The following is a 26,383-nucleotide window of genomic DNA, read 5'->3' on the forward strand; positions in this document are numbered from 1 at the left end:
ATGACTGAGAACAGCCCGCAGCCCGCCCAGGGACGAACGGCACGGCTGGAACGTGCCACGAGCGAATCCAGCGTGCTGGTCGAGATCAACTTGGACGGCACGGGCAAGTCGACCATTGACACGTCGGTGCCGTTTTACGACCACATGCTGACTGCGCTCTCCAAGCACTCACTCATTGACATGACCGTCAAAGCCACCGGCGACACCCACATCGATGTCCACCACACCGTGGAGGACGTGGCCATCTCCCTGGGTGAGGTGCTGCGGGTGGCCCTCGGCAACAAGGCGGGCATCCGGCGCTTTGGCGAGGCCACCGTCCCCCTCGACGAGGCCCTCGCCAACGCGGTGGTGGATGTCTCGGGCCGCCCCTACCTGGTGCACGGCGGAGAGCCTGCGGGCCAGGAGTACCATCTGATCGGCGGGCACTTCACCGGCTCCCTCACGCGCCACGTGTTCGAGGCCATTACCTTGCATGCGCAAATCTGCCTGCACATGACGGTCATTGCCGGCCGCGATCCCCACCACATCGTGGAGGCCCAATTCAAGGCGTTTGCCCGCGCACTGCGTGCCGCCGTCGAGCCGGACCCCCGGGTCACCGGCATTCCGTCCACGAAGGGACTGCTGTGAGTACCGACTCCGTCGAAACTGGCACTACGGCCAGGCCGACAGTCACCGTCCTCGACTACGGTTCGGGGAATGTCCGCTCAGCCGTCCGGGCCCTTGAACGCGCCGGCGCGATTGTCACGCTGAGCGCCAAGCCCGACGACGTCATGTCCGCGGACGGACTGGTGGTGCCCGGCGTGGGCGCCTTTGGCTCCGTCATGGCGGAGCTGAAGGCCGTGGACGGCTTGCGCATGATCGGGCGGCGGGTGGCCGGAGGCAGGCCGGTCCTGGGCATTTGCGTGGGCCTGCAGGTGCTTTTTGACGCCGGGGTGGAGCACGGTGAGCGCGTGGACGGCATGGGCGAATGGCCAGGCACCGTCGAATTGCTGCCCGCCGACGTGGTCCCGCACATGGGGTGGAACACGGTCAAGGTTGCCGAGGGCTCCCGCCTGTTTTCCGGTGTTGAGTCGGAACGCTTTTACTTTGTCCACTCCTACGGGGTCCAGACCTGGAACTTTGACGTGGTCCAGCCCAAGATGAAGGCGCCCATGGTCACGTGGTCCGAACACGGTGCTCCGTTTATTGCGGCCGTGGAGAACGGTCCCTTGTGCGCCACGCAATTCCACCCCGAAAAGTCCGGCGACGCCGGGGCCCGGCTGCTGAGGAACTGGGTGCAGTCCCTGCGAAAGGGCGCCGCCTAGTGTGGTCCCTGCTCTTGATGGCGCTTGCCGGGATGCTTATTGGCGGCGCCTACACGTTTTACCAGCAAAAGACACCGCGCTGGATACCCATCTGTTTTGCCATTTTGGCCATGATGTCACTGCTGGCGGCCTACCTGTTTACCCTGGGCGGCTGAGTCCATGCCCGCCCCAACCCCGAAGAATGAAAACGCCGAGGACCCCATGACCACCAATGCCCCCATCCTGGAACTGCTGCCCGCCGTTGACGTTGCCGACGGCCAGGCCGTGCGCCTTGTCCAAGGCGAGGCCGGCTCGGAAACCAGCTACGGCTCCCCGCTGGAAGCTGCCCTGACATGGCAGAATGACGGCGCCGAATGGGTGCATCTGGTGGACCTGGACGCCGCCTTTGGGCGCGGCAGCAACCAGTCCCTGTTGCGCGAGGTGGTGGCAGCACTGGACGTCAAGGTTGAGCTGTCGGGCGGCATCCGAGACGATGCCTCCCTGGAGGGCGCCCTGGAGCTCGGTGCGGCCCGCGTCAACCTTGGCACCGCGGCGCTGGAAAATCCGGCGTGGACGGCGAAAGTCATTGAGCGATTTGGTGACCGGATCGCCGTCGGGCTTGATGTACGCGGCACCACATTGGCAGGCCGCGGCTGGACCCGGGAGGGTGGCGACCTCTGGGAGGTCCTGGCCCGCCTGGAGGACGCCGGCTGCGCCCGTTACGTGGTAACCGATGTCACCAAGGACGGCACCCTGCAGGGGCCGAACGTGGAATTGCTGCGCGAAATGTGTGCCCGCACCGCCAAGCCCGTGGTCGCCTCGGGCGGCATTTCCAGCCTGGAGGACCTGCGCGTGCTGCGCACCCTGGTGGGCGACGGCGTCGAGGGGGCCATCGTGGGCAAGGCGCTGTACGCCGGCCAGTTCACGCTCCCGCAGGCCCTGGACGTGGCCGGACGCCGATAGTCCCATGCCAGAGATGCCTCCCACGCACAAAAGACACTTGCCCGGCCATATCGCCGCTGCCCTGGCCGGCGCCGGCGGGGCCACTGACTCCGCCGGGCAGCCGTGGGCCGGGCGTGCCCTTCCGGAGGGGGAAAGCTACCACAACTTTGATGCGGACGACGGCGCTGCGGACGTGCGCTACGAGGCTGCGGTGGGTCAGTTGCTGGGGGGAACAGGCTCCGAGGCGGCGGTGGTGGCGTCCCTCGCGCAGGCGCGCGTGTTCATCCCCATAGTGGCCCAGCTGGCCGCGCAGGCTGTGGGGGAGCAGGGGCTGGCCGCGGACAAGGAATCGGACATGGCACTCGTGACGGTCCAGGCCCCCGACGGGCGGCGTGCGCTTCCAGCCTTTACCCACGCGGCGGCACTGTCCGCCTGGCATCCGGAGGCGCGGCCGGTGGCTGTCTACACCGCCCGGGCCGCACTGTCCGCCGTCGCCGAGGACGCGCAGCTGCTGGTGCTGGACCCTGGCTCGGACCGGCCCTTTGTGGTGCGCCGCCCGGCCATGTGGGCCCTTGCGCAGCAGCGGGAGTGGCTGCCGGCATACAGCGACCCGGCCGTGCTTGCGGTGCTTCGGGAGTCCGTTGACGCAGCCGCCAATCCGGCCGTGGTGGGCATTTCCGCCAGCCCCGGGAAGGGCATAGAATCCCTGTGGGACAAAAATACTGAACCGTCTGGACGGTTAGTCCCCGGCGGGGGCTCCGGACCGGAACTACTTGTCACCATCACCCTCCAGCCCGGGCTCGACCAGCCTGCGGTGGAGGCCCTGCTTCGTTCCTTGCAGGAATTCTGGGCCGGCAGCGATCATTTCGCCGAGTCCGTTGATTCTGTTCAAATACGATTGCGCCATTCCGGCACCACACCATAACCCCATTGCAATGAGCAACTGACGCTCTCTTGCGATGCATCGCGAGAGAGAAGACTTTACGTGAATTTTGCCGGCTACCGGGCCCTGCTTCGGATAGCGCCCGTGCGGCGGCTGCTGCTGATAGCCATGGTCGCGCGAATTCCGCATGCCGCAGCCGGGGTGCTCCTGACGCTGCATGTGGTGGAAACGCTGCACATGAGCTACGCGGCCGCCGGGGGAGTGGCAGCGGCCATCACGGTCGGCATGGCTGTCGGCGCCCCCTGGCGCGGCCGCCAGGTGGACATCCGCGGGCTGCGCCGGGCACTAGTGCCCTCTGTCATCGCCGAAGTGGCCGTCTGGTCCACGGCACCTTTCCTGAACTATGAACTACTGCTGGTGGCGGCCGTCGTCGGCGGATTGTTTGCCGTGCCCATCTTCTCGGTGGTGCGGCAGTCCTTGGGGGTCATGGTGCCGCAGCACCAACGGCGCACCGCCTACGCACTGGACTCGATGGGGGCCGAAATCACGTTCATGGTCGGCCCGGCTGCCGGCGTCATGCTGGCCACCACCACCCACACCGTGGTGGGACTTGTCATCATCGGGGTTTCCTCGGCCCTGGCTGGATTGTTGCTCATGCTGGCCAATCCGCCTACCCGCACAGGACAAAAGGGCGCCTGCCTGGAACCCGCCGCGACGGGTGTCGACATTGCAGTCGATGCCCCGACGGCGCTGATTGCCGGCGACGCCAGCCGGCCGGTGACGGGGCAGCCGCGGACAAGGTTCCGCCGGTTCTGGGGTGCGGCCCGCGGCAACCTGTCCTGGGTCAATCTGGCCGTGCTCGCGGTCCTTGGAGCATCGCTCGGGGCCGGGCTGGTGCTGTCCGGCACCGACGTCGGCATGGTGGCGGTGCTGCGCCACAACGGTCAGGTGGGCGAGCTCGGCATCGTGTTCTTTTTCTGGTGCGGTGCGTCGCTGCTGGGCGGCCTGATCTACGGTTCGCTGCGGCGCTCCATCAACCCGCTCTGGCTGCTCGGGGCCATGGCCCTGCTGACGATTCCCATGGGCTTTGCCACCGACGCGTGGACGCTGGGGTTGCTTTCCATCCTGCCGGGCCTGCTGTGCGCACCCGTGCTGACCTCAAGTGCCGAGCACATTGCCGACCTGGTGGAGGAGCGCCGGCGCGGCGAGGCCATGGGCTGGTATGGCTCGTCCATGACGATCGGCAGCGCTTTGGGTGCGCCTTTTGCGGGCGCCATGATCGACGCCGTCGGGCCGTGGTCCGGGTTTGTGGTCATCGGCGCGTTGGCAGGCATCCTCGCGGCAGCAGGCCTGATCGCACAAGGGGCCCGGCGCGGCCGCCTCGGTGTGAGCGCCGACGGCGGCAACGCCCGGCCGGGGGCGCCTGACCGGGGCGAGCCGGCCAAGGCGCAAATTGACGAGCTGGTGGACGAGCCCGACGCCGTCTAGGGCCCGGAGCTGACGCGCCGGGAGCAGGTCAATTAATTGACGGCGCCGGTGAACTTCTCGCCCGGCCCCTTGCCCGGGGCGTCCGGGAACGGCGACGCTTCGCGGAAGGCCAGCTGGAGGGAACGCAGCCCGTCGCGCAAGGGGCCGGCATGCTGGCTGCCAATCTCCGGGGCCGCGGCCGTGATGAATCCGGCCAGCGCGGTGATGAGCTTGCGGGCCTCGTCGAGGTCCTTCAGCGCCTCGGCGTCGGGGCCGGCGGCGAGCCCGCACTTGACGGCTGCCGCGCTCATGAGGTGAACGGCTGCGGTTGTGATGACCTCAACGGCGGGAACTTCGGCAATGTCACGCACTGCGCTGGCTGCGTCGACACTGCCGGCAGCCTCCTCGGAAGTGGAGTCAAAGCTGTGCCGGGTGTGTGAATTATTATCTGGGGTGTTCATACTGCTAAGCTTGTCACAGACCGGTTGGGTGTCATGACCGACGCGGGGTTCAAACCCGTGATCTGGCACGCACTCAGCTTGCAAGTGGAGTCCTCTCCCACCTTTCGACCCAGCAATGGCGTTGTCTGGTTCAGGTTGGAGCCTTTCATGTGAAGGCAGTCCGCACCCCAGGAAACGACGGTGGCGTGCACCCATCCTTATCGAGGCCTCCGATTGCATCAGCAGCGGGGGCCTTCTTCGTTGCTGATGGCAAACACATTTCTTTATGTCATCAGGAGTTACACATTAGCGAGCCACGCATCAATGATCGTATCCGCGTCCCTGAGGTGCGGTTGGTTGGACCGGCAGGTGAACAAGTAGGGATCGTCCGCATTGAGGACGCCCTCCGTTTGGCTGCCGAGTCGGACTTGGATCTGGTTGAGGTAGCACCGACGGCCAAGCCGCCGGTTTGCAAACTGATGGACTTCGGTAAGTACAAGTACGAGGCCGCCGTCAAGGCGCGTGAAGCCCGGAAGAACCAGACGAACACTGTTCTGAAGGAAATCCGCTTCCGCCTCAAGATTGACAAGCACGACTATGAGACCAAGCGCGGCCATGCACTGCGCTTCCTCGGAGCCGGCGACAAGGTCAAGGCCATGATCCAGTTCCGCGGCCGCGAACAGCAGCGACCCGAGATGGGCATCCGCCTGCTCCAAAAGTTCGCCACCGACGTTGCGGAGGTGGGCGCCATCGAGTCCAGCCCCCGCATTGACGGGCGCAACATGGTCATGGTGATCGGCCCGCTGAAGAACAAGGCTGAAGCCAAGGCGGAAGCACGGCGCAACCAGCAGCGTGCCGATGCCAAGGCCCACAACGAGGCCGTGGCCAATGGCACGGCCCGCGTGGACGTGGACCGTGACAACAAGGCCCCCATGACCCAGTCCCTGGCAGACCTGCTGCCATCGGGCCTGCACCTGGGCGAGGACGCAGCACCCGCTGCGGCAACCCCGGTTGCTGAAGCACCGGCCGCCGAGGCACCCGCTGCGGCAGCACCCTCTGTCAAGGAGGAATCGGCAAAGGTGGACGCATCCGCCGCGCCGGCTGCCGCCGTCGAGCCTGTCCCGGCAGCTGCGGCGCCCGCAGCTGCAAAGGCGCCTGCCAAGGCACCGGCTGCAAAGGTCGCTGCAGCACCGGCCGCGAAGGCCCCGGCCCCCGCGGCCAAGGCTGCAGTCAAGCCGGCGGCAGCACCGGCGGCAGCCAAGCCGGCCGCCATGCCCAGGCCCATCCCGATGCCCAAGCCCATGGCAAAGCCCGTAGCGGCAAAGCCCGCGGCCAAGGCGTCACCCAAGTCCGCAACAAAGCCCGCTGCCAAGGCCGCGCCTGCAAAGAGCCCGGCGGCAGCGGAATCCAAGAACTCAGCTGAGTAAGGCTTTCAGCCTTTCCAGCGGTGAATATACACCCCGACAGTGACCCAACCAGTCGCTGCAAGAGAACCACAGGCAGCGCCGGTGGAAACGTAAGGAGACAGGTCCTCATGCCTAAAATGAAGACACACAGTGGTGCAAAGAAGCGATTCAAGCTGACCGGTTCCGGCAAGCTTCGTCGCCAGCAGGCCAATCGCCGCCACTACCTGGAGCACAAGCCCTCCAGCCTGAAGCGCCGCCTCAAGGGCGACCTCACCGTCGCCAAGGCAGATGTCCGCAACATCAAGAAGATGCTCGGCATCTAGTTTCGCAAGTCAATCGGTGCTGGCCCCTCGAAGGGGACGCGCCATTTCATCAGGGCCTTCCCTGGCTTGATTGGCTTGGGATAACAAAAATTTGAAGGAGTACGCACGTGGCACGTGTGAAGCGGGCGGTAAACGCCCACAAAAAGCGTCGGGTTGTTCTTGAGCGGGCAAAGGGTTACCGCGGACAGCGTTCGCGCCTGTACCGCAAGGCCAAGGAGCAGCTGCTGCACTCGTTCGTGTACAGCTACGGCGACCGCCGCAAGCGCAAGGGCGACTTCCGCCGCCTGTGGATCCAGCGCATCAACGCTGCATCCCGCGCCAACGGCCTGACCTACAACCGCCTGATCCAGGGCCTGAAGGCTGCCGAGGTTGAAGTTGACCGCCGCATGCTTGCAGACCTGGCCGTGAACGACGCCGGTGCCTTCGCCGCACTGGTCAAGATCGCCAAGGCCGCATTGCCTGCAGACACCTCCGCACCGGCGGCAAAGTAGCGCAAAACGGACGGAACCCCCAGTTCCATTTTCATCGCGGCCGACTGCTAAAGTCCTAAGCATGAATGAACCCGGGCGCCCGCCAGCAGATGCAATGACCAATCCTCGAGCAGATCGAGTGAGGGACGTTGCAAAGCTGGCCGGGCGCTCGGGCCGTTTAAAGCGCCGCCAATTCTTCGTGGAGGGCCCCCAGGCAGTACGGGAGGCACTGCAGGCCCACCGGGACTGCTTGGACGCCGGCGGCACGGCCGTCGTCGAGGCCGTGTACGCCACCGTGGAGTGCCTCAAGCGCCATCCGGAGCTTTTCGAACTGGCCTCACCGAAGGGCTCGCAGCTGCAGGTCCGCATTGCCAGCGACTTGGTCCTGTCCGCGATGACGGACACCGTGACGCCCCAGGGCGTGGTTGCCGTCTGCAATTTTGTCGATGTGCCGCTGGAGGAGGTACTGGCCGCCAAGCCCAAGCTGATCGCCATGCTGTGCCGCGTTCAGGATCCCGGCAACGCAGGAACGGTGCTGCGGGCGGCGGATGCGGCCGGGGCGGACGCCGTCATCTTCTCCAACTCCAGCGTGGACATCTACAACCCGAAGGCCGTCCGTTCCACGGCCGGCTCCCTGTTCCACCTTCCCGTGGTCCGCGGAGTCGAGCTGGCCGAGGTGGTCAGTGCGGCCAAGGCCGCTGGCGTGGGCGTGCTGGCAGCAGACGGTTACGGCCAGCTGAACCTGGACCTGCTCCAGGATGAAAGTGCCGCACGGGCCTTTGAACAGCAGATCCCTGATTCACAGTATGCCCTCGAGGAACCAACCCTGTGGCTCTTCGGCAACGAGGCCCAGGGCCTCGCAGGCGAGGAAAAGGCGCTGGCGGACCACCGCGTGGCCGTCCCCGTCTACGGCGAGGCGGAATCGCTGAACCTTGGCACGGCAGCCACCGTCTGCCTGTACGCCAGCGCCAGGGCACAGCGCCGCGCCGACTGAAAGCAACCGGCACCGCATGATGCGGGGCACCACTCCTTGAAGGGGAACAATCATGGCCCATGGTGGCGGCAGCAAAGCCATTGTCGCGGCACTGGCAGCAAATCTGGCCATTGCGGTGCTGAAGTTTCTTGCCTACCTGCTCACGCTTTCCTCGTCCATGCTGGCCGAGTCCATCCACTCGCTGGCGGACTCCGGCAACCAGCTCTTGCTGCTGCTCGGCGGCAAGCGGGCCAAGCGGCAGGCCAGCGCTGAGCACCCCTTCGGGTATGGCCGCGAACGCTACGTGTACGCCTTTCTGGTGTCCATCATCTTGTTCAGCGTGGGCGGAGTCTTTGCCCTGTATGAGGCATATTCAAAGTGGCAGCATCCGCACGCCATGGATGCGCAGTGGGCGTGGGTCCCGCTGGCGGTGCTGGTGGGCTCGATCCTCCTGGAGGGCAACTCCTTCCGCACGGCCATCAAGGAATCCAACCACACCCGCGGTTCGAAGAGTTGGGCCCAGTTCATTAGGACGGCCAAGGCGCCCGAGCTGCCGGCCGTGCTGCTTGAAGACTCGGCCGCCCTGCTGGGCCTGATTTTTGCACTATTCGGCGTCAGCATGACCATTGCAACAGGCAACGGACACTGGGACGCCGTCGGCACGGCGCTCATCGGCGTGCTGCTGGTATGCGTGGCCGTCATCCTGGCCGTGGAGACCAAGTCCCTGCTGCTCGGTGAATCCGCCACGGAAGAGGACGTCCGCGCCATTGAACAAGCCCTGCTCGGGCCCGGCGTGAGCCGCATCATCCACCTGAAGACCCTGCACCTGGGACCCGAGGAACTGCTCGTGGCGGCGAAGATCGCCGTGGACAAGTCAGAGACCGGCGCCCAGATTGCAGCCGCCATTGACGACGCCGAGAAGCGCGTCCGCGCGGCCGTCCCCATTGCCCGGGTCATCTACCTGGAACCGGACATCTACTCCGCCACCGCGGACATCCAGCCGTAGTACTTGACGGCGCCGGGCGTGCGGTGGCACCTCGGACGACGGCGGCGCCGGGCCTGCGGTGGGACCTCGGACGACGGCGGCGCCGGGCCTAAGCGGCGCCGGGCCTACGGCGCCGTGGCCGCCGCAGCAGTCGCGCGGGTGCGGTTGGTGCGCTCCAACATTCCGCTGGCCCCGGCAATGGCCAGTCCCAACACCGCAAGCACCGCGCCGACCAGTGCCGGGGCCGTGAAGCCCCAGCCCCAGGTGATGACCAGCCCGCCAACAAAGGCGCCCAGGGCGTTGGCCATGTTCAGCGCCGAGTGGTTCAGGGACGATGCGAGGGTCGGTGCACCGGGGGAGACATCCAGCAGACGCGTCTGCAGCGACGGGATCAACATGGACCCCGACGCGCCAATGACGAAGGTCATGAGCAGCGCCGCCCACTGGATGTGGACTGTCAGGGCATAAACCACCAGCACCGCGGCGATGCAGGCCATCATGAGGTAGATGCTCCCCATGACTGACCAGTCAGCCAGCTTGCCACCCACAAAACTACCGGCCACCATGCCCAGCCCGTACAGGCCCACGATGACCGGCAGGAACCCTGCACTGAATCCGGCGACGTCGGTCATGGTGTTGGCTATATAGGTGTACACAGCGAAGAAGCCGCCAAAGCCCACCACGCCGATGAGCAGGGTCAGCCAGACCTGGCTCCGCTTGAGGGCGCTGAGTTCACGGCGCAGGCTGGCATCCGGATGTGCCTTCTGGGCCGGGATGGCCTTCGCAATGGCTGCGAGCGTCACCAGCCCCACGAAGGCCACCAGCACAAACATCAGGCGCCAGCCGAACTGTTGGCCCACCAGCGTGGCAAGCGGCACGCCCACCACGTTGGCAACGGACAGGCCCATCATGACCATGGCAATGGCCCGCCCCCGCTTGGTGGGCGCCACCAGGGATGCGGCCAGGACCGCCGCCACGCCAAAATAGGCGCCGTGGGGCAGGCCCGCCACGAAGCGGGTCACCATCAAGGTGACGTAGTCCTGCGCAAAAACGGAGGACAGGTTGCCCAGCGTGAACAGGGCCATGAGCGCCAGCGCCAAGGTCTTGCGCGGCCACTTGGCACTCAAGGCCACCAAAAGTGGCGCGCCCACCACCACGCCGAGGGCATAGGCGGAGATGACATGGCCTGCTTCGGGCACCGTGACGTGGACGCCTTCCGCCACATTGGGCAGCAGTCCCATCATGGCAAATTCGGTGGTGCCAATGCCGAAACCGCCGATGGCGAGGGCAAAAATGGCCCAGGCGGCAGAGTTCGCCGAACCGCGCCGCGTGCCGGACAAGGTGGTCGAGGTGCTCATGAAGTGTGCTCTCACTGATGGAAGTTGTCGTCACCGCACTGTTGCAATGCGCGCGCCGGCTGCCGGAATGCTGGATCGATGCCGGGAATCAAGGCCCTGCCAAGATGAAGGTGCCCCGGTCCATTCTAGTTTCCCTTAGGCTGGGCCATGTGACCCTTTCCCATGACACCAAGCCCGCGCCGATCCCCCGGCAGATAGTGGGAGGTGCGCTGGTGGACTCCCTGCTCCGCCCGACACGCCTCTTGGCAGCACGGCGCACGGCGCCCCCCGAGTTTGCCGGCATGTGGGAGTTCCCCGGCGGCAAGGTTGAAGCCGGGGAGACTGCGCCGCAGGCCCTCCACCGGGAACTGGCCGAGGAATTGGGTGTGACGGTCCGGCTGGGCGCGGAACTGGCGGGCCCGACGCCGGACGGCTGGCCCCTCAGCATCAAGGCCTCCATGCGGGTGTGGCTGGCGGAGCTGACTGGGGGCTCGCCCGAACCGCTGGAGGACCATGACGTGTTGCGCTGGGTGGACCTGGCAGGAGACGAAGTGCTGGCGCTGCCATGGATACCGGCGGACATGCCCATCGTCCACGCCCTGCTCGCCCTGAACACGGCAAACTGAAGGTGTTGAATTCTGGCCGCCCTGTGCCAGACTGGGGGTTACCCAAGCGCAAGGAGGTTGTGCAGTGACATCGTCCGAGAACCACAACGACGCAGCGCCGGCCAGCGCCGGTGCCAGTGACGAAATGAAGGAAAAGTTCCGCCAGGCACTGGAAAACAAGAAGAACCAGCGCCATGGAAGTGTGGAAGCAGCCAACGGCGCCAAGATCAATTCACAGCACGGAGCTGCCTCGCACAAGCGTGAATTCCGGCGCAAGAGCGGATAGGGAGGCGCACATCCGCCGGCATGGTTGCTAAAACAGGGCCAGTTGCCCGTCGGATGCGCCGTCGTGGCCGGAAAGGCCAGGACCGGCAGGGACAAGGGCGGGGGCATGCACGGCAGCCCCCGCCTTTCTGTGTCCGTCACCCCTGTGTCCGTCACCCCTGTGCCCGCCACCGTGGCCCGGCACGTCCATGGGCAGGCTGCCGCTCGGGTAGCTGGCCTCCTCCCGGCGTGGATCGTGGATAAAGCCGGCCTGCCCGGCAAAGCCGTGGCGGAGTTTGGCCTCGTTGACCCGTGCTGCCAGCCACTGGCGGTAGTCCTTGGGCGCGTAGGCCCCCTGACCGTAGAGTCGCTGGTAGCGCCCAACCAGGGCAGGGTGTTCGCGTGCCAGCCACTTCATGAACCATTCCCGGGTGCCGGGGCGCAAGTACAAGGCACCGGCGGTCACACCGGTGGCCCCCGCAGCAGACAACGCAGCGAACAAAGCATCCAGGGACTCCTCGGAATCCGTCAACCAGGGCAGGATCGGCATGGCCATGACCCCGCACGGCAGGCCGGCGTCCCGCAATTTTTCGATCAGCGCCAGCCTCGCCTTGGGCGAAGGGGTGCCAGGTTCGACGGCGGCGGCCAGCGTGGCATCCAGGAGGGCCAGTGAAATGCCCATGCCCACACTGACTTGTCGGCCTGCCGCCTGCAGAAGCGGAATGTCCCGGGCCAGCAGCGTCCCCTTCGTCAGGATGGAAAACGGCGTGCCGGAATCGGCCAGGGCGGAAATGATTCCGGGCATGAGCCGGTAGCGGCCCTCGGCCCGCTGGTAGGGATCCGTGTTGGTGCCCAGGGCCACGTGGGGATGCTGCCACGAGGGCTTGAAAAGCTCCTTCCGCAGCACCTGCGCCACGTTGACCTTCACCACCACTTGGGAGTCGAAATCGGCGCCCGAGTCAAAGTCGAGGTAAGTGTGGCTTTTGCGCGCGAAGCAGTAGACGCAGGCATGCGAGCAGCCGCGGTAGGGGTTCACTGTCCATTCAAAAGGCATGGTGGAGGTGGCCGGGACTTTGTTGAGGGCGCTTTTGGCAAGCACCTCATGGAAAGTCACCCCCGCGAACTCCGGAGTATGCACGGTTTTGACCAGTCCGGCCAGCGGGAGCAGCGGCGTGTCCCGCGGCTGTTTGAGTTCCTGTGCGTTCCACCTCATAAAACTAATTCGAACATATATTCTAAGATTAGTCAATGGACTTTTCCTGCATGCTTGTCCGGACTGGGCGGCGGGTGCAGTTACCGACTGGTACCAATATGGCCCAGATCACACCGGCGGGCGCTAGGCTGAAGGCATGGGGCCGGCGTTCATCCCCATTTCTTAGTAGATTCCGTCCGCAAAGAGGAGCTGTCATGACAAACCTGGCCACCATCGTGGGCACGTCCGCACACAACAATCCGGCGGGCGTGGCCATCAAGATGGACGACATTGAAATAACCTTCGGAGCACTGGAGGTGCTCAGTGCCAAGGTTGCCGCCCTGCTGGCTTCCCGAGGCATCAGGCCGGGGGACAGGGTGGCGCTGATCTCACCCAACCTGCCGCAAATGCCGCCCATCTACTACGGAATCCTGCGCTACGGGGCCATTGTGGTGCCCTTGAACCCGCTGCTGAAATCGCGGGAGGTGGCCTACCACCTGTTGGACTCCGGCGCCGTGCTTGCCTTTGCCTGGGAGGGCGTCATGGGGGAGGTGGCGGCGGGCGCCGCCGACACGGGTACGGCGATCATCCCCATCGACGCTGCGTTCATGGGCCTGCTGGCCCCATTGGAGCCCCTTTCCGAGGTGGCCGCAGCCGGAAAGGACGACACCGCCGTCATCCTTTACACCTCGGGCACTACGGGGAAGCCGAAGGGCGCCGAGCTCACCCACGAAAACCTGCGCAGCAATGCCGAGGTCTCGGTCAGCCTGTTCAGCAGCAGGAACGGGGACGTCATCTTCGGCGGCCTGCCGTTCTTCCACATCTTCGGGCAGACCTGCGCACTCAACTCTGCCGTCCTGGCCGGCGCCACCGTCACCATCCTGCCCAAATTCGACCCGGTCAAGGCGCTGGAAATCATCCAGCGGGACAAGGTCACCATTTTCGAGGGTGTGCCCACCATGTACATTGCGCTGCTGCGCACGCCCGGGCGGGAAAACTATGATCTCTCCAGCCTGCGCCTGGCCGCATCCGGTGGCTCCCCGCTGCCACTGGAAGTCCTGCATGAATTTGAAAACACCTTTGGCGCCACCATGCTCGAAGGCTACGGCCTGTCCGAAACCTCTCCTGTGGTCTCCTTCAACCAGATGGACGGCATCCGCAAGCCCGGCTCCGTGGGCACCGCGGTGGCCGGCGCGCAGCTGAGGGTGGTCGACGACGCCGGGAACGACGTCGAACCCGGTGCCGTGGGGGAAATTGCCGTGGCGGGGCCGTACGTCATGAAGGGGTACTGGAACAACCCGGAAGCCACGGCGGCTGCCATACCCGACGGGTGGTTCCGCACGGGGGACCTGGGCCGCAAAGACGCCGACGGGGTCTTCTTCATCGTGGACCGCAAAAAGGACATGATCCTGCGGGGCGGCTACAACGTCTACCCCCGCGAGGTTGAGGAAGTCCTCTATGAACACCCTGCGGTGGCCGAGGCTGCGGTGGTGGGCCGTCCCGATGACATCCACGGCGAGGAAGTTTATGCGGCCGTGGCGCTCAAGGCAGGCGCCGAGGGAGCCGACGATCCCGAGGCCCTCGCCGCCGACATCCGCGACTTCGTCAAGGAGAGGGTGGCCGCCTACAAGTTCCCCCGCCGGGTCATCATCATGGACACCCTACCCAAGGGGCCGACGGGCAAGATCCTGAAGCGGGAAATCACCATCTAGCCGACGTTATCGAAGGGCGCACGATGGCGGCCGGGCACCTGTGGTGTACGGCCGCCCGTGCAGCGCGGATTCCTAGATCAAATTCCAGGTCACCTCGACGGTGGCGGTGATGCTGCTTTGGCCTGGCTCCATCGGCAGCGCCATGATTCCTGCATCGGCGCCCGTTGACATTGCCCGGGCCATCGGAATCATTCCCTGGTCGACCATCTCGGTGATGGCCGTTGCGGTGCCCAAGGTCCGTCCGGCCAGGGCCGCGTACATGTCGGCGGCATGAACGGCGTCGGCCCAAGCCACGGCGCGGGCAGCGTCCTTCGCGGCAGAGAGATCGGACACAGCCGGGCGGAGTCCGTGGATCCGCACGGCGTCACCGCCGACGTCGACCACTGCGGCGATGACATCCGCCGCAGCCTCGTCATAGCTAAGTATGACGTTCAGGCTGGAGGTGACGATGTAGCCAACGATGGCACGGGTCTTCCCCTCCAGCCATTGCTCGTCAGCATGCACATTCAGCGCCTCAGTTCCCACCACATCGCGGGCGAGGGATAGCTCGAGCAGGCGTTGCTGGATGGCCGTTATGGCGTTGGCTGCCGCGGCGTAGGCTTCCTTGACGGTGTTTCGACGAGCCTCGATGCCAACGCTGATATGAAAGTAGTCGGGCTGGGCGCTGACAGAACCCTTCCCGGTGACCGTGATCGCATTGGCGGTGCGGGTGATTTCACTCATGGGTGGGACCTTTCCTTCGGGGAGTGGTGCCTGTTACCTGGGATAACGTGAAGCTTCGTAAAGAGTTGCGCAAGGCCGGCAGGCGGGTGAGGGTGGGCAGTTCCCGGTAGCCGCCCAGGGCAAGGCCGGCGCTGCGTTCAAAGAAATTCCTGCTGCCCGGGTCCCCTGTCCGCCACCACGAATAGGCGGCGCAGGCTGCGTAGAGGGGAAGGAATGGCAGGCCCAGACACCAGGCGTATTGGGTGGAATGGGCTGCCTCGTGTTTAAGCAGGTCTGGGCGGGAGTCGATGAAGGCGCGGTCTGCCCGGTAGAAGATCACGTTGCCAACCGTGAACGCGCCGGCCAAGGGCAGTTTGGGTCGGTATTCGGTGCCGAAAAGCAGACCGTCCGGGCCAGGTTCCACGGGAGTCCGGCTCAGGGCCGCAAGCAGCAGGCCGGCGGCCGTGGACAGGTTCAGCGCGTTCGCCAGCTGGCGGCACCGCAGGGCAGCCCTCACGGGGCGCTGACGGTGGGGGCCGGCGTGGCCGCCGGGGCTACCTTGGCCCCCGGAACCGGTTGCAGCACGGCCTTCAAGACCGTGGTTTCCACAACGTGCAGTTGCGCCAGCGCTTCCTTGATTCCGGGCTGGGACTTGTGGCAGGCGGTCAACGGCCACTTCACATGGATGGCCCGGCCCGTTGCGTCCAGCAGCCAGAGGTCCGGGGTGATTTCGAGGGAAGCCTCGCACACCAGCTTTCCCACCGCCTTGTCGCTGGGCGTGTGAAGGAACTTGACCAGGGGCACCAAGTCTCCCGAGAGCCGCTTCTGGGTGATGGTCCGCCAGGTGCCCCGAGCGTCGGTGACGTTGTCGCCGAAGGCGGTGCATTCCACCACCGAGACGGGCTGGAACCCTTCGGGAATGCCGCCCATGTCCTTTGCAGAGGGATCGGCCAGGCCGTTGCCCTCATACCAGTGGGCGGTGGTCAGGCAGTTGGCGCCGGCCAGGATCCGCGCCGGCGGCGGCGTGACGGGCACCACGGCGTCGGCCGGCCTGAAGTCGATGGACTTTGACGACGTAGGCTTCAGGGCCGCCAAGGCCTGCCGGACGCCCGGCTTGGTGAGGCCGCAGGAGTCACGCGGCCATTGGATGTGGACCGCCCTGCCAGCCGCATCCACCAGCCAAAGGTCCGGGATTGTCTCTCCCACGGATAAACAACTTCCGCCGCCCTGCCGGTCGCTTTGTTGTGCCAGCGCCGCCAGCAGGGGCGAATAGTTCCCGGAGTAGTGCTGTTCCAGGATTGAGGCCCAGGCCGGCTCCGTGCTTACCTGCCGGAAGATGCGTGGCCCCGGGGAGCAGGTGACCACGTCCTCCGGCACAAAGTCCTGCGGCACGCTCCCCATCTTGTCCGCTACGGCAGCGGGAGCAGTCATGAGGGGTTCATTCCAATACGTGGTGGCAAGGCAGTCGGCCTTGGCCTGCAGGGCGGCGGGGGCCGGCGTGGAGTGTGTGATGCCAGGTGCAGAAGCGTTGCACCCGGACAGGCACAGGGCCAGGGCGGCCATCAGGGAAACGGTCCACGCAGCCAGGCGCCAGTGCGCCCGGCCGAAAGCAGGCTCTGGTCCGTTCATGGAGCCACCTGCACTTCAAGCGGTTTCGCGGACACAGTCTTCAGCCCCGCCAGCGCCTTTGCCGTGTCCGGTTTGCCGCGGGTCTTGCCGCACGCGTCCACCGGCCACGTCACGTGCACGGCCTTTCCCGCGGCGTTGACCAGCCACAGGGACGGAACTATTTCACCATCAGCCGTGCAGGCAATGCCGTCCTGCCTGTCGCTGGGCTGCGCCAGTGCCGCCAGCAGCGGAGCAAAGTCTCCGGACAGGTGGCGCTCCACCATCCTGGGCGGGCCCGGGGTGGCGGTACGGGCCGGCACGGAAAAGTCGAAGGTGCACTCCACTGCATCCACCGGAACGAAGCCTGGAGGAACGCTTCCCATCAGCTGCGCCGCGGAGGCCGTGGGGCCGTAGCCGGGCCGCCACTCGGACGGAACCGTGCAGTCGACCTTGTCCTGAAGTGCCGCCGGATCAGGCGTGTAGTGGGTTACCCGGCCCGGGAGCAGGACATTGCAACCCGCCAGTCCCCCTGCCAGCAGCCCCAGCGCAAGGCAGCCCGGCAGCGCGCGGCCGGCAGCCGCCGTCGTACGCCTCAAAGCCAGCGGTGCAAGGTAGCCCATGCCTTGAGCGTAGCAACGTCTGCACGGGAAGGGGATGGCAAAAGGGTAAAGACTGTGTACCGTTTGGCCGGCGGGAGGACCCGTGGCAATTCAAGAACCATGGGGCGGTCCCCTAGACTGGGTGAGGCGGCCCGAGCTACGCCGCCGCTTACTCGCACACGAGCTTAGGTAAAAACTGTAGATGTCTGACATTCCCCAGAAGACGGCCCCAGCGCCGCAATCTTCCACCGAACCCGCCGCAGCGCCGGACCCCCGGGATGAAGCCGCCATCGGCGCCGCCGTCGAGGCTGCGCTCGCAGCCATCGCCGCTGCGTCCACCCTGGACGAGCTCAAGACCGCCCGCTTGGCGCACACCGGCGAAAAGTCGCCCCTGAGCCTGGCCAACCGCGAGATTGGCGCCCTCTCCAAGGAATTCAAGGCTGCCGCCGGCAAGCTCATGGGTGCTTCGCGCGGCCGTGTCGCCAAGGCGCTCGCAGCCCGCACCGAGGTGCTCGAGGCCGAGGATGCCGCCCGCATCCTGGTGGAGGAAACCGTCGACGTCACGGCCGCCCCGCGCCGCCGCCGGGCAGGTGCCCGCCACCCGCTCTCGACGCTGCAGGACCGCGTCAGCGACATCTTTGTGGGCATGGGCTGGGAAATTGCCGAAGGCCCGGAGCTGGAGTCCGAGTGGTTCAACTTTGATGCCCTCAACTTCAAGCCGGACCACCCCGCCCGGGAAATGCAGGACACCTTCTTCGTGGAGCCGCCCGAGGCCCACCTGCTGCTGCGCACCCACACCTCGCCCGTGCAGGTCCGCTCCCTCCTGGAACGCGAACTGCCCGTGTACGTGCTGTGCCCCGGCAAGGTGTTCCGCACCGACGAACTCGACGCCACGCACACGCCCGTGTTCCACCAGTTTGAGGGCTTGGCCATTGACAAAGGCTTGTCCATGGCGGATTTGCGCGGCACGCTGGAGCACTTTGCCCGGCAAATGTTTGGCGGCGAAGCCAGCATCCGCCTGCGTCCCAATTACTTCCCGTTCACCGAGCCGTCCGCCGAGCTGGACATCTGGCACCCGGGCGCCAAGGGCGGCCCCCGCTGGATTGAGTGGGGCGGCTGCGGCATGGTGAATCCAAACGTGCTCCGCGCGGCCGGCATTGACCCGGACCAGTATTCAGGATTTGCCTTCGGCATGGGAATTGAGCGGACCTTGATGTTCCGCAACGAGGTGTCCGACATGCACGACATGATCGAGGGCGACGTACGATTCAGCGAACACTTTGGGATGGAGATCTAAGCGGTGCGTATTCCACTGACTTGGCTGCGCGAGTATGCGCAGGTGCCGGCAGGAGCAACTGCCGAAGACGTCATGACCGAGCTGGTCAAGGTTGGCTTTGAGGAAGAAGCCGTCCACCGCCCGCTGGATTCAATCAGCGGACCCATTGTGGTGGGCCAGGTGCTTTCCATGAGCCCCGAACCGCAGACCAACGGTAAGACCATCAACTGGTGCTCGGTCCGCGTGGTTCCCGAAGGTGCCGTGCAGCCCCATGAGGGGGAGGGCATTGAGCCTTCGGGCATCCAGGAGGTTGTGTGCGGGGCGCACAATTTCACCGTGGGCGACAAGGTGGTTGTCACCCTGCCCGGGGCAGTGCTGCCCGGGGACTTCCGCATTTCCCCGCGCAAGACCTATGGCCATGTCTCCGCCGGCATGATCGCCTCCGTCCGCGAGCTGGGGATAGGCGAGGACCACGACGGCATCCTGGTGCTCTCCACCCTGGGCCTGGACCCGGAACTGGGCAGCGATGCGCTGGACCTGTTGGGCCTGACTGACGAAGCCGCCGAGATCAACGTGACCCCGGACCGCGGCTACGTGTTCAGCATCCGCGGCGCCGCCCGCGAGTACGCCCACGCCACCGGCACCCCGTTTACCGACCCGGCGGCCCTGGTCTCCGTCACCGCTGCCACGGGGCCGGGCTACCCTGTCCGCCTCGAGGACCAGGCGCCCATCTATGGGCTCTCCGGCTGCGACCGCTTCGTGGCCCGCACCGTGCGTGGAATTAACCCGGCTGCGCCAACTCCCACCTGGATGTCCTCCCGCCTGCGCCTGGCCGGAATCCGCTCCATCTCGCTGCCTGTGGATATCTCCAACTATGTGATGCTGGAGCTGGGCCAGCCCCTGCACTTCTACGACGCCGACAAGCTCGACGGCGACATTGTGGTGCGCCGTGCCGCCGCGGGGGAGACCTTGCGGACCCTCGACGGCAAGGTCCGCAAGCTGGACGTGGAGGACCTGCTGATCACCGATTCATCCGGTCCCATCGGCGTGGCGGGTGTCATGGGCGGCGCGTCCACCGAGGTCACCTCCTCGACCACACGGGTGCTGGTTGAGGCGGCCCACTTTGAGGAAGTGTCCATTGCCCGTTCGCGGCGCCGCCACAAGCTGCCGTCCGAGGCATCCAAGCGCTTTGAGCGCGGCGTGGATTGGGAAGTTGCCGACGAGGCCGCCCAGCGTGCCGTGAACCTGCTCGTTGAGCTGGCCGGCGGCACCGAGGACACCACCGTCACCGACGTCGGCACCCCGCCGGCAGCCGTCACCGTTTTCCTGCCGGCAGGATTCGCCTCGGCCCGCATCGGCATCGACTTCACACCGGAGCAGATCCAGGGCACGCTGACAGACCTGGGTGCCCTGGTTGAGGCGGCCGACGGCGGCTGGTCCGTCACAGCCCCGAGCTGGCGCCATGACCTGGCCACCCCCGAGGACCTGACCGAAGAAGTGGCCAGGCTGGTGGGCTACGACCTGATACCCGCCACCCTGCCCACCGCCCCTCCCGGCCGCGGGTACTCGCGGACGCAGCAGCAGCGCCGCCGCGCAGTCCAGGCACTGGCCGATTCCGGCCTGACGGAGATCCTGGCGTATCCTTTTGTGTCCAAGGCGGCCAACGATTCCTTCGGCGTGGCCGAAGCCGGCGCCCCGCGGGAAGCCGTGAAGCTGGCCAACCCGCTCAGCGAGGAATTCGGGTACCTGCGCACCTCCGTGCTGCCGGGCCTGATCGAAACGGCGAAGCGGAACCACTCGCGAGGCTTCCACGACCTCGCCCTGTTCGAGTCCGGACTGGTGTTCCTGCCATCGGGCACCATGGGCACTGCCTCCATCCCGCCGCTGGGAGCCAAGCCGTCTGATGCCGTCCTGGACGCGCTTGACGACGGCATCCCCTACCAGCCGCTCACCATTGGCGCACTGTTCACAGGCAAGGACACCCCGGCCGCACCGGGCCACACGCCGCGTTCCTGGGACTGGGCCGACGCCGTCGACGCCGCGCGCCTCGTGGCTGACGTGACCGGCGTGGACCTCGTGGTGGAGCAGGGCTCGCACCAGGCGTTTCACCCCGGCCGGGCGGCAGTGTTGAAGCTGCGCTCCGGCGAGGTGGTGGGCTACGCCGGTGAACTGCACCCGAAGCTGCTGGCCGAGGAGCACCTGCCGGCGCGCACCGTGGCGATGGAACTCAACGCCAGCAAGGTCTTTGACGCCGCGGCCGACGTCATTGTTGCCAAGCCGATCTCCACCTTCCCGGTGGCCACACAGGACGTTGCCCTGGTGGTTCCGGCAGAGATTCCCGCGGCAGCAGTGCTGGAAACCTTGCGTGAAGGTGCCGGGGAGTTGCTGGAGGATGTTGCCTTGTTCGACGAGTATGAGGGAGCCGGAATTCCGGCCGGGAGCAAGTCGCTGGCATTCGGGCTGAGGTTCCGCGCGGCCGACCGCACACTCACTGCCGACGAAGCATCAGCGGCCCGTGCGGCCGCCGTCGAACTGGCCGCGGAACGCTTTGGCGCCACCCAACGCTAAGCACGGGCCGGGCCGCAGCCCTGACCATTTCCCCGCAAGCCGGGCACGGAATGGTTGGGGCTGTGGCCCGGTTAACTCGCGACTTCCGACAGATGCGCCATGAGCTGACGGAGACTGCTAAGGGACGCTGGCCGGCAGGCCGGGGCTTTTGAGCGGCACCGGGAACTCTGTCCAAGCTGCCCCGTACTGGCGCAAATACGTTGCAAATATCTTGTCGAGTTCAACGCCTGTACCCGGGCAGGGGAGCCCTGCGCCGTTCCTTAAATGAAGACCTGCCGTTGAGAAAACGGTCGTAATGGGCCTGTTCGATCTCGAACCGTTGCTGGGCGAGAATGGAATCCCCACCATAGTCCAATTGGTGGCGAGGAGGAGGCGAGCAGTCCATGACGAGCCCGGCACTGCAGGAATGGCCGCCAAGCCACAACGGGTACCGCCGTTCCGAAGTGTCCGCCGTGGTGGGTTGGGGCGATGCGGCCTGGGAACGCGCAGCCAGGGACGTGCTGCGCTGGAAGGTGAAAACGGCCAGCGGGTTTACCGTGGACCAGCCGGGCAGGGTGTCACCGGGTGACCGTGTGGCTGTCACGGCGCACTTCCTCGGCATGGCGGTCGTGGAACCAGTGGAGGTTGCAGAGGTCGTAGACGAACCGCACCGCGCCGGCTTCTCCTACCGGACCCTTCCGGGCCACCCCGTCAGCGGGGAGGAAGCCTTCATAGTGCACCGCCACGGCGGCGAGGTGCGCCTGACCATTCGATCCCTCACCAGGGCCGCGCCGCAACAACCCTGGCGGGCCCTGTTCCCGGTGCTGCTGGTAGTGCAAAGTATCGTGCGAAGGCGCTATGTGAAGGCCCTCCTGGACTGAGGGCTCTGCTCGACTCAGGGCTCAGCGCTGCACGGGCCTGCCGTGGCCGGGACAAAACCACGTGGCGTTCAGGTCTTGAAGGACCGCCGTCGAAGCCAGTGCCTGGGCCTTGTCCGTGATCAGCAGCCGGGGAAATTGCTTCAAGGTGCCGTCGGCGCGGACCATGGCGGCGTCGCCTGAGAACACCGTCTGGTTCCAGACCAGGGAAAAGTGCCCGGGCGTGTGCCCCGGGGTCGGCAATGCAGTGATTTCCGGTGGGAAACCCACGGACTCGCCCAGAAAGTTCACCGTTTCCGGCAACTTCGGCCGCCCCACCGATGACATGACCCGGCGCGCGAGAGTTCCCGGGGACCGGGTCCCGGCCAGGATTTCCGAGTCCGCCTTTCCTATCCACACGCGCGCCCCGGCAGCCGCAGCGACTGCCCGTGCCGCGCCGGCATGGTCGACGTCGTAGTGCGTCAGCAGTATGTGCCTGACTGCACCGGCAAAGCCGGCCTCCGCCAATTCTGAAATGACGGCCCGCGCGCCCGACTTCATGCCGGGATCGACCACGGCGAACCCGTCTCCCAGCGGGATCACATAGCCGTTGGCGCCGCGGGACCTGTTCAATTTGAACGCGCCGTTGGGAAGTTCGTGCATGGCCGGTGTCCTCCGTTCTCGGGTGGCAGGAAGCGGATCCGCCGTGTTGCAAGGTCCGCGCCCGTCTTAGGGAAAGGTTACCTGCCATGACAATCGGAAGCTGGGCAGATGGGCGGCCGGACAGCTCAGGACCAGTGGCAGCGTCGAAGTGGTCGGCGTCGTCGGGCTGGCAGTCGCCGTGGGCTGGTTCCTTTTCCTCTGAGCCTGACGAAGCCCCCGGCCAATCCGTGGCCGGGGGCTTCGTGCTGCCGGGTTGGCTGCTGCGGAAGGAGCAACTACGGCACCAGGATGACCTTGCCGGTGGTCTTGCGTCCCTGCAGCGCGGAGTGCGCAGCGCCGGCTTCCGCCAGCGGGAAACGTGCGCCGATGCGGGCAGTGAGCCTGCCCTCGGCGACGGCGTTGAACACCTCCGTGGCCCGCCAGCGGCGCTCCTGGGGGTTGAGCAGGTAGCTGCCCAGCGTGGGCCGGGTGACAAACAGTGAGCCCCCCGTGTTGAGCCGCTGCAGGTCCAGCGGCGGCACCTGGCCGGAGGCCCCGCCAAACAGCACCAGCATTCCCCTGGTGCGCAGCGACGCAAGGGAACCGTCGAACGTGTCCTTCCCAACGCCGTCGTATGCCACATCGACACCCACGCCATCGGTGAGCTCGCGCACCGCCGCGGCAAACCCTGCGTACCGCAGCACCTCGTCGGCGCCGGCCACACGCGACAGCTCTTCCTTTTCATCCGTGGACACGGTGGTGATGACGCGGGCCCCGCGTTCCTTGAGCATCTGGGTCAGCAGCAGGCCCACACCGCCGGCGCCGGCATGCAGCAGCACGGTCTGGCCGGGCTCCACATGGTAGGTCGAGTTCATCAGGTAGTGCGCGGTCATTGCCTGCAGGGGCAGGGCGGCTGCAATGTCCAGCGGCACCGCGGACGGCACGGGCAGCGCCTTGTCCTGGTCAACAATGGCGTACTCGGCGTAGCAGCCCCGGCCCTCTGCCGTGGCAATGTGGTCGCCCACGGCAAAATCCTCCACGCCTTCACCGACGGCAACCACCGTCCCAGCCGCCTCGGAGCCAGGGGTAAAGGGGAACAGCACGGTGTAGGTGCCGTCGCGCTGGTACGTCTCGATAAAGTTCACCCCGACGGCGGCCACCTGGAACAGCAGCTGGCCCGGGCCGGGAGTGGGAACGGGAACCTCGCGCAGGCCCAGGACTTCGGGTCCGCCGGAGGCATCTGCGACGATGGCACGGCACTGTTGGGTCATGGTGTTCTCCACTTCATCTTGGCTGCGTCTTGAGCTCTGCGAGCTGCGTGCTTTCCCCGGGAGGCCAGGCACGCGCCCGCCCGTGACTCCATCATAGGACCGCGTCGGAGACCGCCGCAGACAAAACGTGGATAAATATCGACATGAATGCATAACTCTGCTGTATAGTCGATGTATGACGATTTCAGTTGCCGTTTCCGGCGCGAGCGGATATGCCGGGGGAGAAGTGCTGCGCCTGCTGGCCAGCCACCCGGATGTGACCATCGGGGCCATCACGGCCCACAGCAATGCCGGGGCGCGCCTGGGCGAGCTCCAGCCGCACTTGCACTCACTGGCGGACCGCATCCTGGTGGACACCACGGTGGAGAACCTGGCCGGACATGACGTGGTGTTCCTGGCGCTTCCGCACGGCAAGTCCGCCGCAGTGGCTGCACAGCTGCCCGCCGACACCCTGGTGATCGACGCCGGCGCCGACCACCGCCTGCAGGACTCCGCCGCCTGGGAGAAGTTCTACGGCTCCCCACACGCGGGCACCTGGCCCTACGGGCTGCCGGAACTGCCCGGCACACGGGAAAAACTGCGCGGTGCCAGGCGCATCGCCGTCCCCGGCTGCTACCCCACCAGTTCCCTGCTGGCCCTGCTGCCGGGTTTCAGTTCCGGGGCGCTGCTGCCGGACGACGTGGTCATCGTTGCCGCCTCCGGCACATCGGGGGCGGGGAAGTCAGCCAAGATCAACCTGATCGGCGCCGAGGTCATGGGTTCCATGAACCCCTACGGCGTGGGCGGCGGACACCGCCACACGCCCGAAATCCAGCAGGGCCTCTCGAATGCCTCCGGCCTGGACGTCAAGGTGTCCTTCACACCCACGCTGGCGCCAATGAGCCGCGGAATCCTCACCACCGCCACCGCCAAGGTGGCCCCGGAATTTGCCGCCAGGCACGGCGGCGGCGCGGCGCTGGCAGCGGCACTGCGCCAAGTCTGGGTTGACGCGTACGCGGACGAACACTTTGTCAATGTCCTCCCCGAGGGCCAGTGGCCGACCACCAAGTCAGTCCAGGGCTCCAACTACGCTTCCCTGCAAATCACCTACGATCCCAACGTCAACCGAGTGATTGCCTGCGCTGCCATCGACAACCTCACCAAGGGCACGGCAGGCGGCGCGGTACAGTCAATGAACATTGCCCTCGGCCTGGCGGAATCCACCGGCCTGTCCTTCCAAGGAGTAGCACCATGAGCGTGACATCTGCACAGGGATTCCGGGCCGCCGGCGTGACGGCCGGCCTGAAAAAGTCCGGCAACCCAGACCTGGCACTGGTGGTCAACGACGGCCCGCAGCGCAGCGCAGCCGCCGTCTTCACCACCAACCGGGTCGCTGCGGCGCCGGTCCACTGGTCGCGGCAAGTGGTGGGCGACGGCCGGGTTGACGCCGTGGTGCTCAACTCCGGCGGCGCCAACGCCTGCACCGGCCCCGAGGGCTTCCAAAACACCCACACCACCGCCGAAAAGGTGGCCGACGTGCTGGGCATTTCCGCCAGCGACGTGGCCGTCTGTTCCACCGGCCTCATCGGCGAGCAGCTCCCCATGGAGAAGATCCTGCCGGGCATTGAGGCTGTGGCTGCGGCCCTGGCGGCCGACGGCGGGGCTGCCGCCGCCTCAGCGATCATGACCACCGACACTGTCCCCAAGCAGGCGGCCTGGACATCCGCCCCCAATGCCGACGGGGCCACGTACACCATTGGCGGCATGGCCAAAGGGGCCGGCATGCTGGCCCCGGGCCTGGCAACCATGCTGGTGGTCATCACCACAGACGCCGAGGTGGAAGCCGAAGGGCTCGACGCCGCGCTCCGCGACGCCGTCCGCGTCACCTTTAACCGTGCCGACTCCGACGGTTGCATGTCCACCAACGACACAGTGATCCTCATGGGGTCCGGCGCGTCCACGGTGTTCCCCGACATGGACCAGTTCACAACCGGCCTGACCGAGGTGTGCGCCACCCTTGCGCGGGCACTGATTGCCGACGCCGAAGGCGCCAACCACGACATCGCCATCACCACCGTCAACGCGGACAGCGAACGCGACGCCGAGATTGTCTCCCGCGCCGTGGCCCGCTCCAACCTGTTCAAGTGCGCCATCTTCGGCAACGACCCCAACTGGGGCCGTGTGCTCTCCTCCGTGGGCACCACCGACGCCGTCTTTGACCCCAACGAGATCAACGTCAGCATCAACGGCGTCCAGATCTGCCGCAAGGGCGGGATCGGCGACTCCCGCGACCTCGTGGACCTGACAGCCCGCCAAGTCACCGTCGAGATCGACCTACGGGCCGGTGACGCCTCCGCCACCATCTGGACCAACGACCTCACGCATGCGTATGTCGAAGAAAACAGCGCCTACTCCTCGTAGCACCACCCCGCTGGTCGAGCCTGTCGAGACCCGGCGGCCGATTCACCTCCGGTGGCGGCCCGACATTTTTCCGGCGACTATCCGACCGACGGCCGCGGGCGGCCTTACGGTCTCCTTTACGTCGCCTACAAAAAATGCCGGCTCCACCACCTCCGTGTTCGGGTCGCCTTGCGTGCCACAACAGTTGGGCAAGCAGGAC

The 26,383-nt window shown here is 66.2% G+C and carries 28 protein-coding genes; 19 read left to right on the top strand and 9 right to left on the bottom strand.

Translation table 11 applies throughout. The annotated features are described in order from the left end of the window. Genes hisB through LPN03_RS03740 form a run of 6 tightly spaced genes read left to right on the top strand, consistent with a single transcriptional unit; the run spans nt 1 to nt 4,596 of the window. Nucleotides 1-627: an imidazoleglycerol-phosphate dehydratase HisB gene (gene hisB / locus LPN03_RS03715; protein WP_165179991.1), complete on the top strand. Its 627-nt coding sequence runs from the start codon at nt 1-3 to the stop codon at nt 625-627. Beyond that, a complete protein-coding gene (gene hisH / locus LPN03_RS03720; protein ID WP_262453176.1) occupies nt 624-1,304 on the top strand; it encodes an imidazole glycerol phosphate synthase subunit HisH in 681 nt (226 codons plus the stop codon). The genes hisB and hisH overlap by 4 nt, the downstream gene beginning before the upstream one ends. Continuing rightward, on the top strand, nt 1,304-1,459 hold the full coding sequence (locus LPN03_RS03725) for a hypothetical protein (RefSeq protein WP_262453177.1): 156 nt from the start codon (nt 1,304-1,306) through the stop codon (nt 1,457-1,459). The genes hisH and LPN03_RS03725 overlap by 1 nt, the downstream gene beginning before the upstream one ends. A gap of 46 nt (nt 1,460-1,505) precedes the next feature. After that, nucleotides 1,506-2,246 (top strand): bifunctional 1-(5-phosphoribosyl)-5-((5-phosphoribosylamino)methylideneamino)imidazole-4-carboxamide isomerase/phosphoribosylanthranilate isomerase PriA, encoded by a 741-nt coding sequence (priA, locus tag LPN03_RS03730; protein WP_165180201.1) that lies wholly within the window; start codon nt 1,506-1,508, stop codon nt 2,244-2,246. Between the two features lie 4 nt (nt 2,247-2,250). Beyond that, a complete protein-coding gene (locus LPN03_RS03735; RefSeq protein ID WP_165179989.1) occupies nt 2,251-3,150 on the top strand; it encodes an SseB family protein in 900 nt (299 codons plus the stop codon). A gap of 60 nt (nt 3,151-3,210) precedes the next feature. Beyond that, nucleotides 3,211-4,596, top strand: coding sequence for an MFS transporter (locus tag LPN03_RS03740; RefSeq protein ID WP_262453178.1), 1,386 nt, complete (start codon nt 3,211-3,213; stop codon nt 4,594-4,596). Nucleotides 4,597-4,628: 32 nt separating this feature from the next. Here the strand turns inward: LPN03_RS03740 and LPN03_RS03745 are convergent, their stop codons facing one another. Further along, entirely contained in the window at nt 4,629-5,036 is a 408-nt protein-coding gene (locus LPN03_RS03745; protein ID WP_165179987.1) for a DUF1844 domain-containing protein, read from the bottom strand. Between the two features lie 185 nt (nt 5,037-5,221). Here LPN03_RS03745 and infC point away from each other — a divergent pair, with 185 nt between their 5' ends. The 5 genes from infC to LPN03_RS03770 all read left to right on the top strand — a co-directional run bounded on the left by infC (nt 5,222) and on the right by LPN03_RS03770 (nt 9,193). After that, entirely contained in the window at nt 5,222-6,442 is a 1,221-nt protein-coding gene (infC, locus tag LPN03_RS03750) for a translation initiation factor IF-3 (protein WP_410468553.1), read from the top strand. 107 nt (nt 6,443-6,549) lie between these two features. Next, nucleotides 6,550-6,744 (top strand): 50S ribosomal protein L35, encoded by a 195-nt coding sequence (gene rpmI / locus LPN03_RS03755; RefSeq protein ID WP_054010474.1) that lies wholly within the window; start codon nt 6,550-6,552, stop codon nt 6,742-6,744. Nucleotides 6,745-6,851: 107 nt separating this feature from the next. Then, a complete protein-coding gene (rplT, locus tag LPN03_RS03760; RefSeq protein WP_165179986.1) occupies nt 6,852-7,235 on the top strand; it encodes a 50S ribosomal protein L20 in 384 nt (127 codons plus the stop codon). Nucleotides 7,236-7,296: 61 nt separating this feature from the next. Further along, nucleotides 7,297-8,208, top strand: coding sequence for a TrmH family RNA methyltransferase (locus tag LPN03_RS03765; protein WP_165179985.1), 912 nt, complete (start codon nt 7,297-7,299; stop codon nt 8,206-8,208). A 52-nt stretch (nt 8,209-8,260) separates the two neighbouring features. Then, entirely contained in the window at nt 8,261-9,193 is a 933-nt protein-coding gene (locus LPN03_RS03770) for a cation diffusion facilitator family transporter (protein ID WP_262453179.1), read from the top strand. 104 nt (nt 9,194-9,297) lie between these two features. Here the strand turns inward: LPN03_RS03770 and LPN03_RS03775 are convergent, their stop codons facing one another. Continuing rightward, entirely contained in the window at nt 9,298-10,530 is a 1,233-nt protein-coding gene (locus LPN03_RS03775; protein ID WP_262453180.1) for an MFS transporter, read from the bottom strand. Between the two features lie 197 nt (nt 10,531-10,727). Here LPN03_RS03775 and LPN03_RS03780 point away from each other — a divergent pair, with 197 nt between their 5' ends. Further along, a complete protein-coding gene (locus tag LPN03_RS03780; RefSeq protein ID WP_262453194.1) occupies nt 10,728-11,135 on the top strand; it encodes a (deoxy)nucleoside triphosphate pyrophosphohydrolase in 408 nt (135 codons plus the stop codon). A gap of 64 nt (nt 11,136-11,199) precedes the next feature. After that, a complete protein-coding gene (locus tag LPN03_RS03785) occupies nt 11,200-11,400 on the top strand; it encodes a DUF5302 domain-containing protein (protein ID WP_262453181.1) in 201 nt (66 codons plus the stop codon). Between the two features lie 27 nt (nt 11,401-11,427). Here the strand turns inward: LPN03_RS03785 and LPN03_RS03790 are convergent, their stop codons facing one another. Next, nucleotides 11,428-12,591 (bottom strand): Rv2578c family radical SAM protein, encoded by a 1,164-nt coding sequence (locus LPN03_RS03790; RefSeq protein WP_262453182.1) that lies wholly within the window; start codon nt 12,589-12,591, stop codon nt 11,428-11,430. A 194-nt stretch (nt 12,592-12,785) separates the two neighbouring features. Between LPN03_RS03790 and LPN03_RS03795 the strand changes: the two genes are divergently transcribed. Continuing rightward, complete coding sequence (locus LPN03_RS03795; protein ID WP_165179979.1) at nt 12,786-14,282, top strand: long-chain-fatty-acid--CoA ligase; 1,497 nt, start codon at nt 12,786-12,788, stop codon at nt 14,280-14,282. Between the two features lie 72 nt (nt 14,283-14,354). Here LPN03_RS03795 and LPN03_RS03800 read toward each other — a convergent pair whose 3' ends face one another. The 4 genes from LPN03_RS03800 to LPN03_RS03815 are packed head-to-tail and all read right to left on the bottom strand — an operon-like array spanning nt 14,355 to nt 17,212. Beyond that, entirely contained in the window at nt 14,355-15,005 is a 651-nt protein-coding gene (locus tag LPN03_RS03800) for an SIMPL domain-containing protein (RefSeq protein ID WP_262453183.1), read from the bottom strand. Further along, nucleotides 14,998-15,501 (bottom strand): hypothetical protein, encoded by a 504-nt coding sequence (locus tag LPN03_RS03805; protein ID WP_262453184.1) that lies wholly within the window; start codon nt 15,499-15,501, stop codon nt 14,998-15,000. The genes LPN03_RS03800 and LPN03_RS03805 overlap by 8 nt, the downstream gene beginning before the upstream one ends. Then, nucleotides 15,498-16,613, bottom strand: a complete 1,116-nt coding sequence (locus LPN03_RS03810; protein WP_262453185.1) for a hypothetical protein — start codon at nt 16,611-16,613, stop codon at nt 15,498-15,500. Before LPN03_RS03810 ends, LPN03_RS03805 begins: the two co-directional genes overlap by 4 nt. Then, on the bottom strand, nt 16,610-17,212 hold the full coding sequence (locus tag LPN03_RS03815; RefSeq protein ID WP_165179973.1) for a hypothetical protein: 603 nt from the start codon (nt 17,210-17,212) through the stop codon (nt 16,610-16,612). The genes LPN03_RS03810 and LPN03_RS03815 overlap by 4 nt, the downstream gene beginning before the upstream one ends. Before the next feature lie 181 nt (nt 17,213-17,393). On the opposite strand from LPN03_RS03815, the gene pheS reads away from it, so the two are divergent. The 3 genes from pheS to LPN03_RS03830 all read left to right on the top strand — a co-directional run bounded on the left by pheS (nt 17,394) and on the right by LPN03_RS03830 (nt 21,895). Continuing rightward, complete coding sequence (gene pheS, locus LPN03_RS03820) at nt 17,394-18,488, top strand: phenylalanine--tRNA ligase subunit alpha (RefSeq protein WP_165179971.1); 1,095 nt, start codon at nt 17,394-17,396, stop codon at nt 18,486-18,488. Between the two features lie 3 nt (nt 18,489-18,491). After that, on the top strand, nt 18,492-21,035 hold the full coding sequence (gene pheT / locus LPN03_RS03825) for a phenylalanine--tRNA ligase subunit beta (protein WP_262453186.1): 2,544 nt from the start codon (nt 18,492-18,494) through the stop codon (nt 21,033-21,035). Nucleotides 21,036-21,418: 383 nt separating this feature from the next. Beyond that, the gene (locus tag LPN03_RS03830; protein WP_262453187.1) at nt 21,419-21,895 is read left to right on the top strand and encodes a DUF1990 domain-containing protein; all 477 of its coding nucleotides are present in this window, start codon (nt 21,419-21,421) and stop codon (nt 21,893-21,895) included. A gap of 21 nt (nt 21,896-21,916) precedes the next feature. On the opposite strand, the gene LPN03_RS03835 is transcribed toward LPN03_RS03830, so the two are convergent. Both LPN03_RS03835 and LPN03_RS03840 read right to left on the bottom strand, forming a co-directional pair. After that, on the bottom strand, nt 21,917-22,534 hold the full coding sequence (locus LPN03_RS03835) for an MBL fold metallo-hydrolase (RefSeq protein ID WP_262453188.1): 618 nt from the start codon (nt 22,532-22,534) through the stop codon (nt 21,917-21,919). 275 nt (nt 22,535-22,809) lie between these two features. Next, nucleotides 22,810-23,784, bottom strand: a complete 975-nt coding sequence (locus tag LPN03_RS03840; RefSeq protein WP_262453189.1) for a quinone oxidoreductase family protein — start codon at nt 23,782-23,784, stop codon at nt 22,810-22,812. Nucleotides 23,785-23,959: 175 nt separating this feature from the next. Between LPN03_RS03840 and argC the strand changes: the two genes are divergently transcribed. Both argC and argJ read left to right on the top strand, forming a co-directional pair. Then, complete coding sequence (gene argC / locus LPN03_RS03845) at nt 23,960-25,018, top strand: N-acetyl-gamma-glutamyl-phosphate reductase (RefSeq protein WP_262453190.1); 1,059 nt, start codon at nt 23,960-23,962, stop codon at nt 25,016-25,018. Further along, a complete protein-coding gene (argJ, locus tag LPN03_RS03850) occupies nt 25,015-26,184 on the top strand; it encodes a bifunctional glutamate N-acetyltransferase/amino-acid acetyltransferase ArgJ (protein WP_262453191.1) in 1,170 nt (389 codons plus the stop codon). The genes argC and argJ overlap by 4 nt, the downstream gene beginning before the upstream one ends. Nucleotides 26,185-26,383 lie beyond the last annotated feature (199 nt).

It is taken from the genome of Arthrobacter sp. A2-55 (genome assembly GCF_025548615.1).
GTDB lineage: Bacteria > Actinomycetota > Actinomycetes > Actinomycetales > Micrococcaceae > Specibacter > Specibacter silviterrae.

Bases quoted from the DNA above. Each gene is read 5' to 3' on its own strand.
- hisB (WP_165179991.1), top strand. From the start codon at position 1: ATGACTGAGAACAGCCCGCAGCCCGCCCAGGGACGAACGGCACGGCTG.
- priA (WP_165180201.1), top strand. From the start codon at position 1,506: ATGACCACCAATGCCCCCATCCTGGAACTGCTGCCCGCCGTTGACGTT.
- LPN03_RS03735 (WP_165179989.1), top strand. From the start codon at position 2,251: ATGCCAGAGATGCCTCCCACGCACAAAAGACACTTGCCCGGCCATATC.
- LPN03_RS03745 (WP_165179987.1), bottom strand. From the start codon at position 5,036: ATGAACACCCCAGATAATAATTCACACACCCGGCACAGCTTTGACTCC.
- rpmI (WP_054010474.1), top strand. From the start codon at position 6,550: ATGCCTAAAATGAAGACACACAGTGGTGCAAAGAAGCGATTCAAGCTG.
- LPN03_RS03765 (WP_165179985.1), top strand. From the start codon at position 7,297: ATGAATGAACCCGGGCGCCCGCCAGCAGATGCAATGACCAATCCTCGA.
- LPN03_RS03770 (WP_262453179.1), top strand. From the start codon at position 8,261: ATGGCCCATGGTGGCGGCAGCAAAGCCATTGTCGCGGCACTGGCAGCA.
- LPN03_RS03775 (WP_262453180.1), bottom strand. From the start codon at position 10,530: ATGAGCACCTCGACCACCTTGTCCGGCACGCGGCGCGGTTCGGCGAAC.
- LPN03_RS03790 (WP_262453182.1), bottom strand. From the start codon at position 12,591: ATGAGGTGGAACGCACAGGAACTCAAACAGCCGCGGGACACGCCGCTG.
- LPN03_RS03795 (WP_165179979.1), top strand. From the start codon at position 12,786: ATGACAAACCTGGCCACCATCGTGGGCACGTCCGCACACAACAATCCG.
- LPN03_RS03800 (WP_262453183.1), bottom strand. From the start codon at position 15,005: ATGAGTGAAATCACCCGCACCGCCAATGCGATCACGGTCACCGGGAAG.
- LPN03_RS03810 (WP_262453185.1), bottom strand. From the start codon at position 16,613: ATGAACGGACCAGAGCCTGCTTTCGGCCGGGCGCACTGGCGCCTGGCT.
- LPN03_RS03815 (WP_165179973.1), bottom strand. From the start codon at position 17,212: ATGGGCTACCTTGCACCGCTGGCTTTGAGGCGTACGACGGCGGCTGCC.
- pheS (WP_165179971.1), top strand. From the start codon at position 17,394: ATGTCTGACATTCCCCAGAAGACGGCCCCAGCGCCGCAATCTTCCACC.
- LPN03_RS03830 (WP_262453187.1), top strand. From the start codon at position 21,419: ATGACGAGCCCGGCACTGCAGGAATGGCCGCCAAGCCACAACGGGTAC.
- LPN03_RS03835 (WP_262453188.1), bottom strand. From the start codon at position 22,534: ATGCACGAACTTCCCAACGGCGCGTTCAAATTGAACAGGTCCCGCGGC.
- LPN03_RS03840 (WP_262453189.1), bottom strand. From the start codon at position 23,784: ATGACCCAACAGTGCCGTGCCATCGTCGCAGATGCCTCCGGCGGACCC.
- argC (WP_262453190.1), top strand. From the start codon at position 23,960: ATGACGATTTCAGTTGCCGTTTCCGGCGCGAGCGGATATGCCGGGGGA.
- argJ (WP_262453191.1), top strand. From the start codon at position 25,015: ATGAGCGTGACATCTGCACAGGGATTCCGGGCCGCCGGCGTGACGGCC.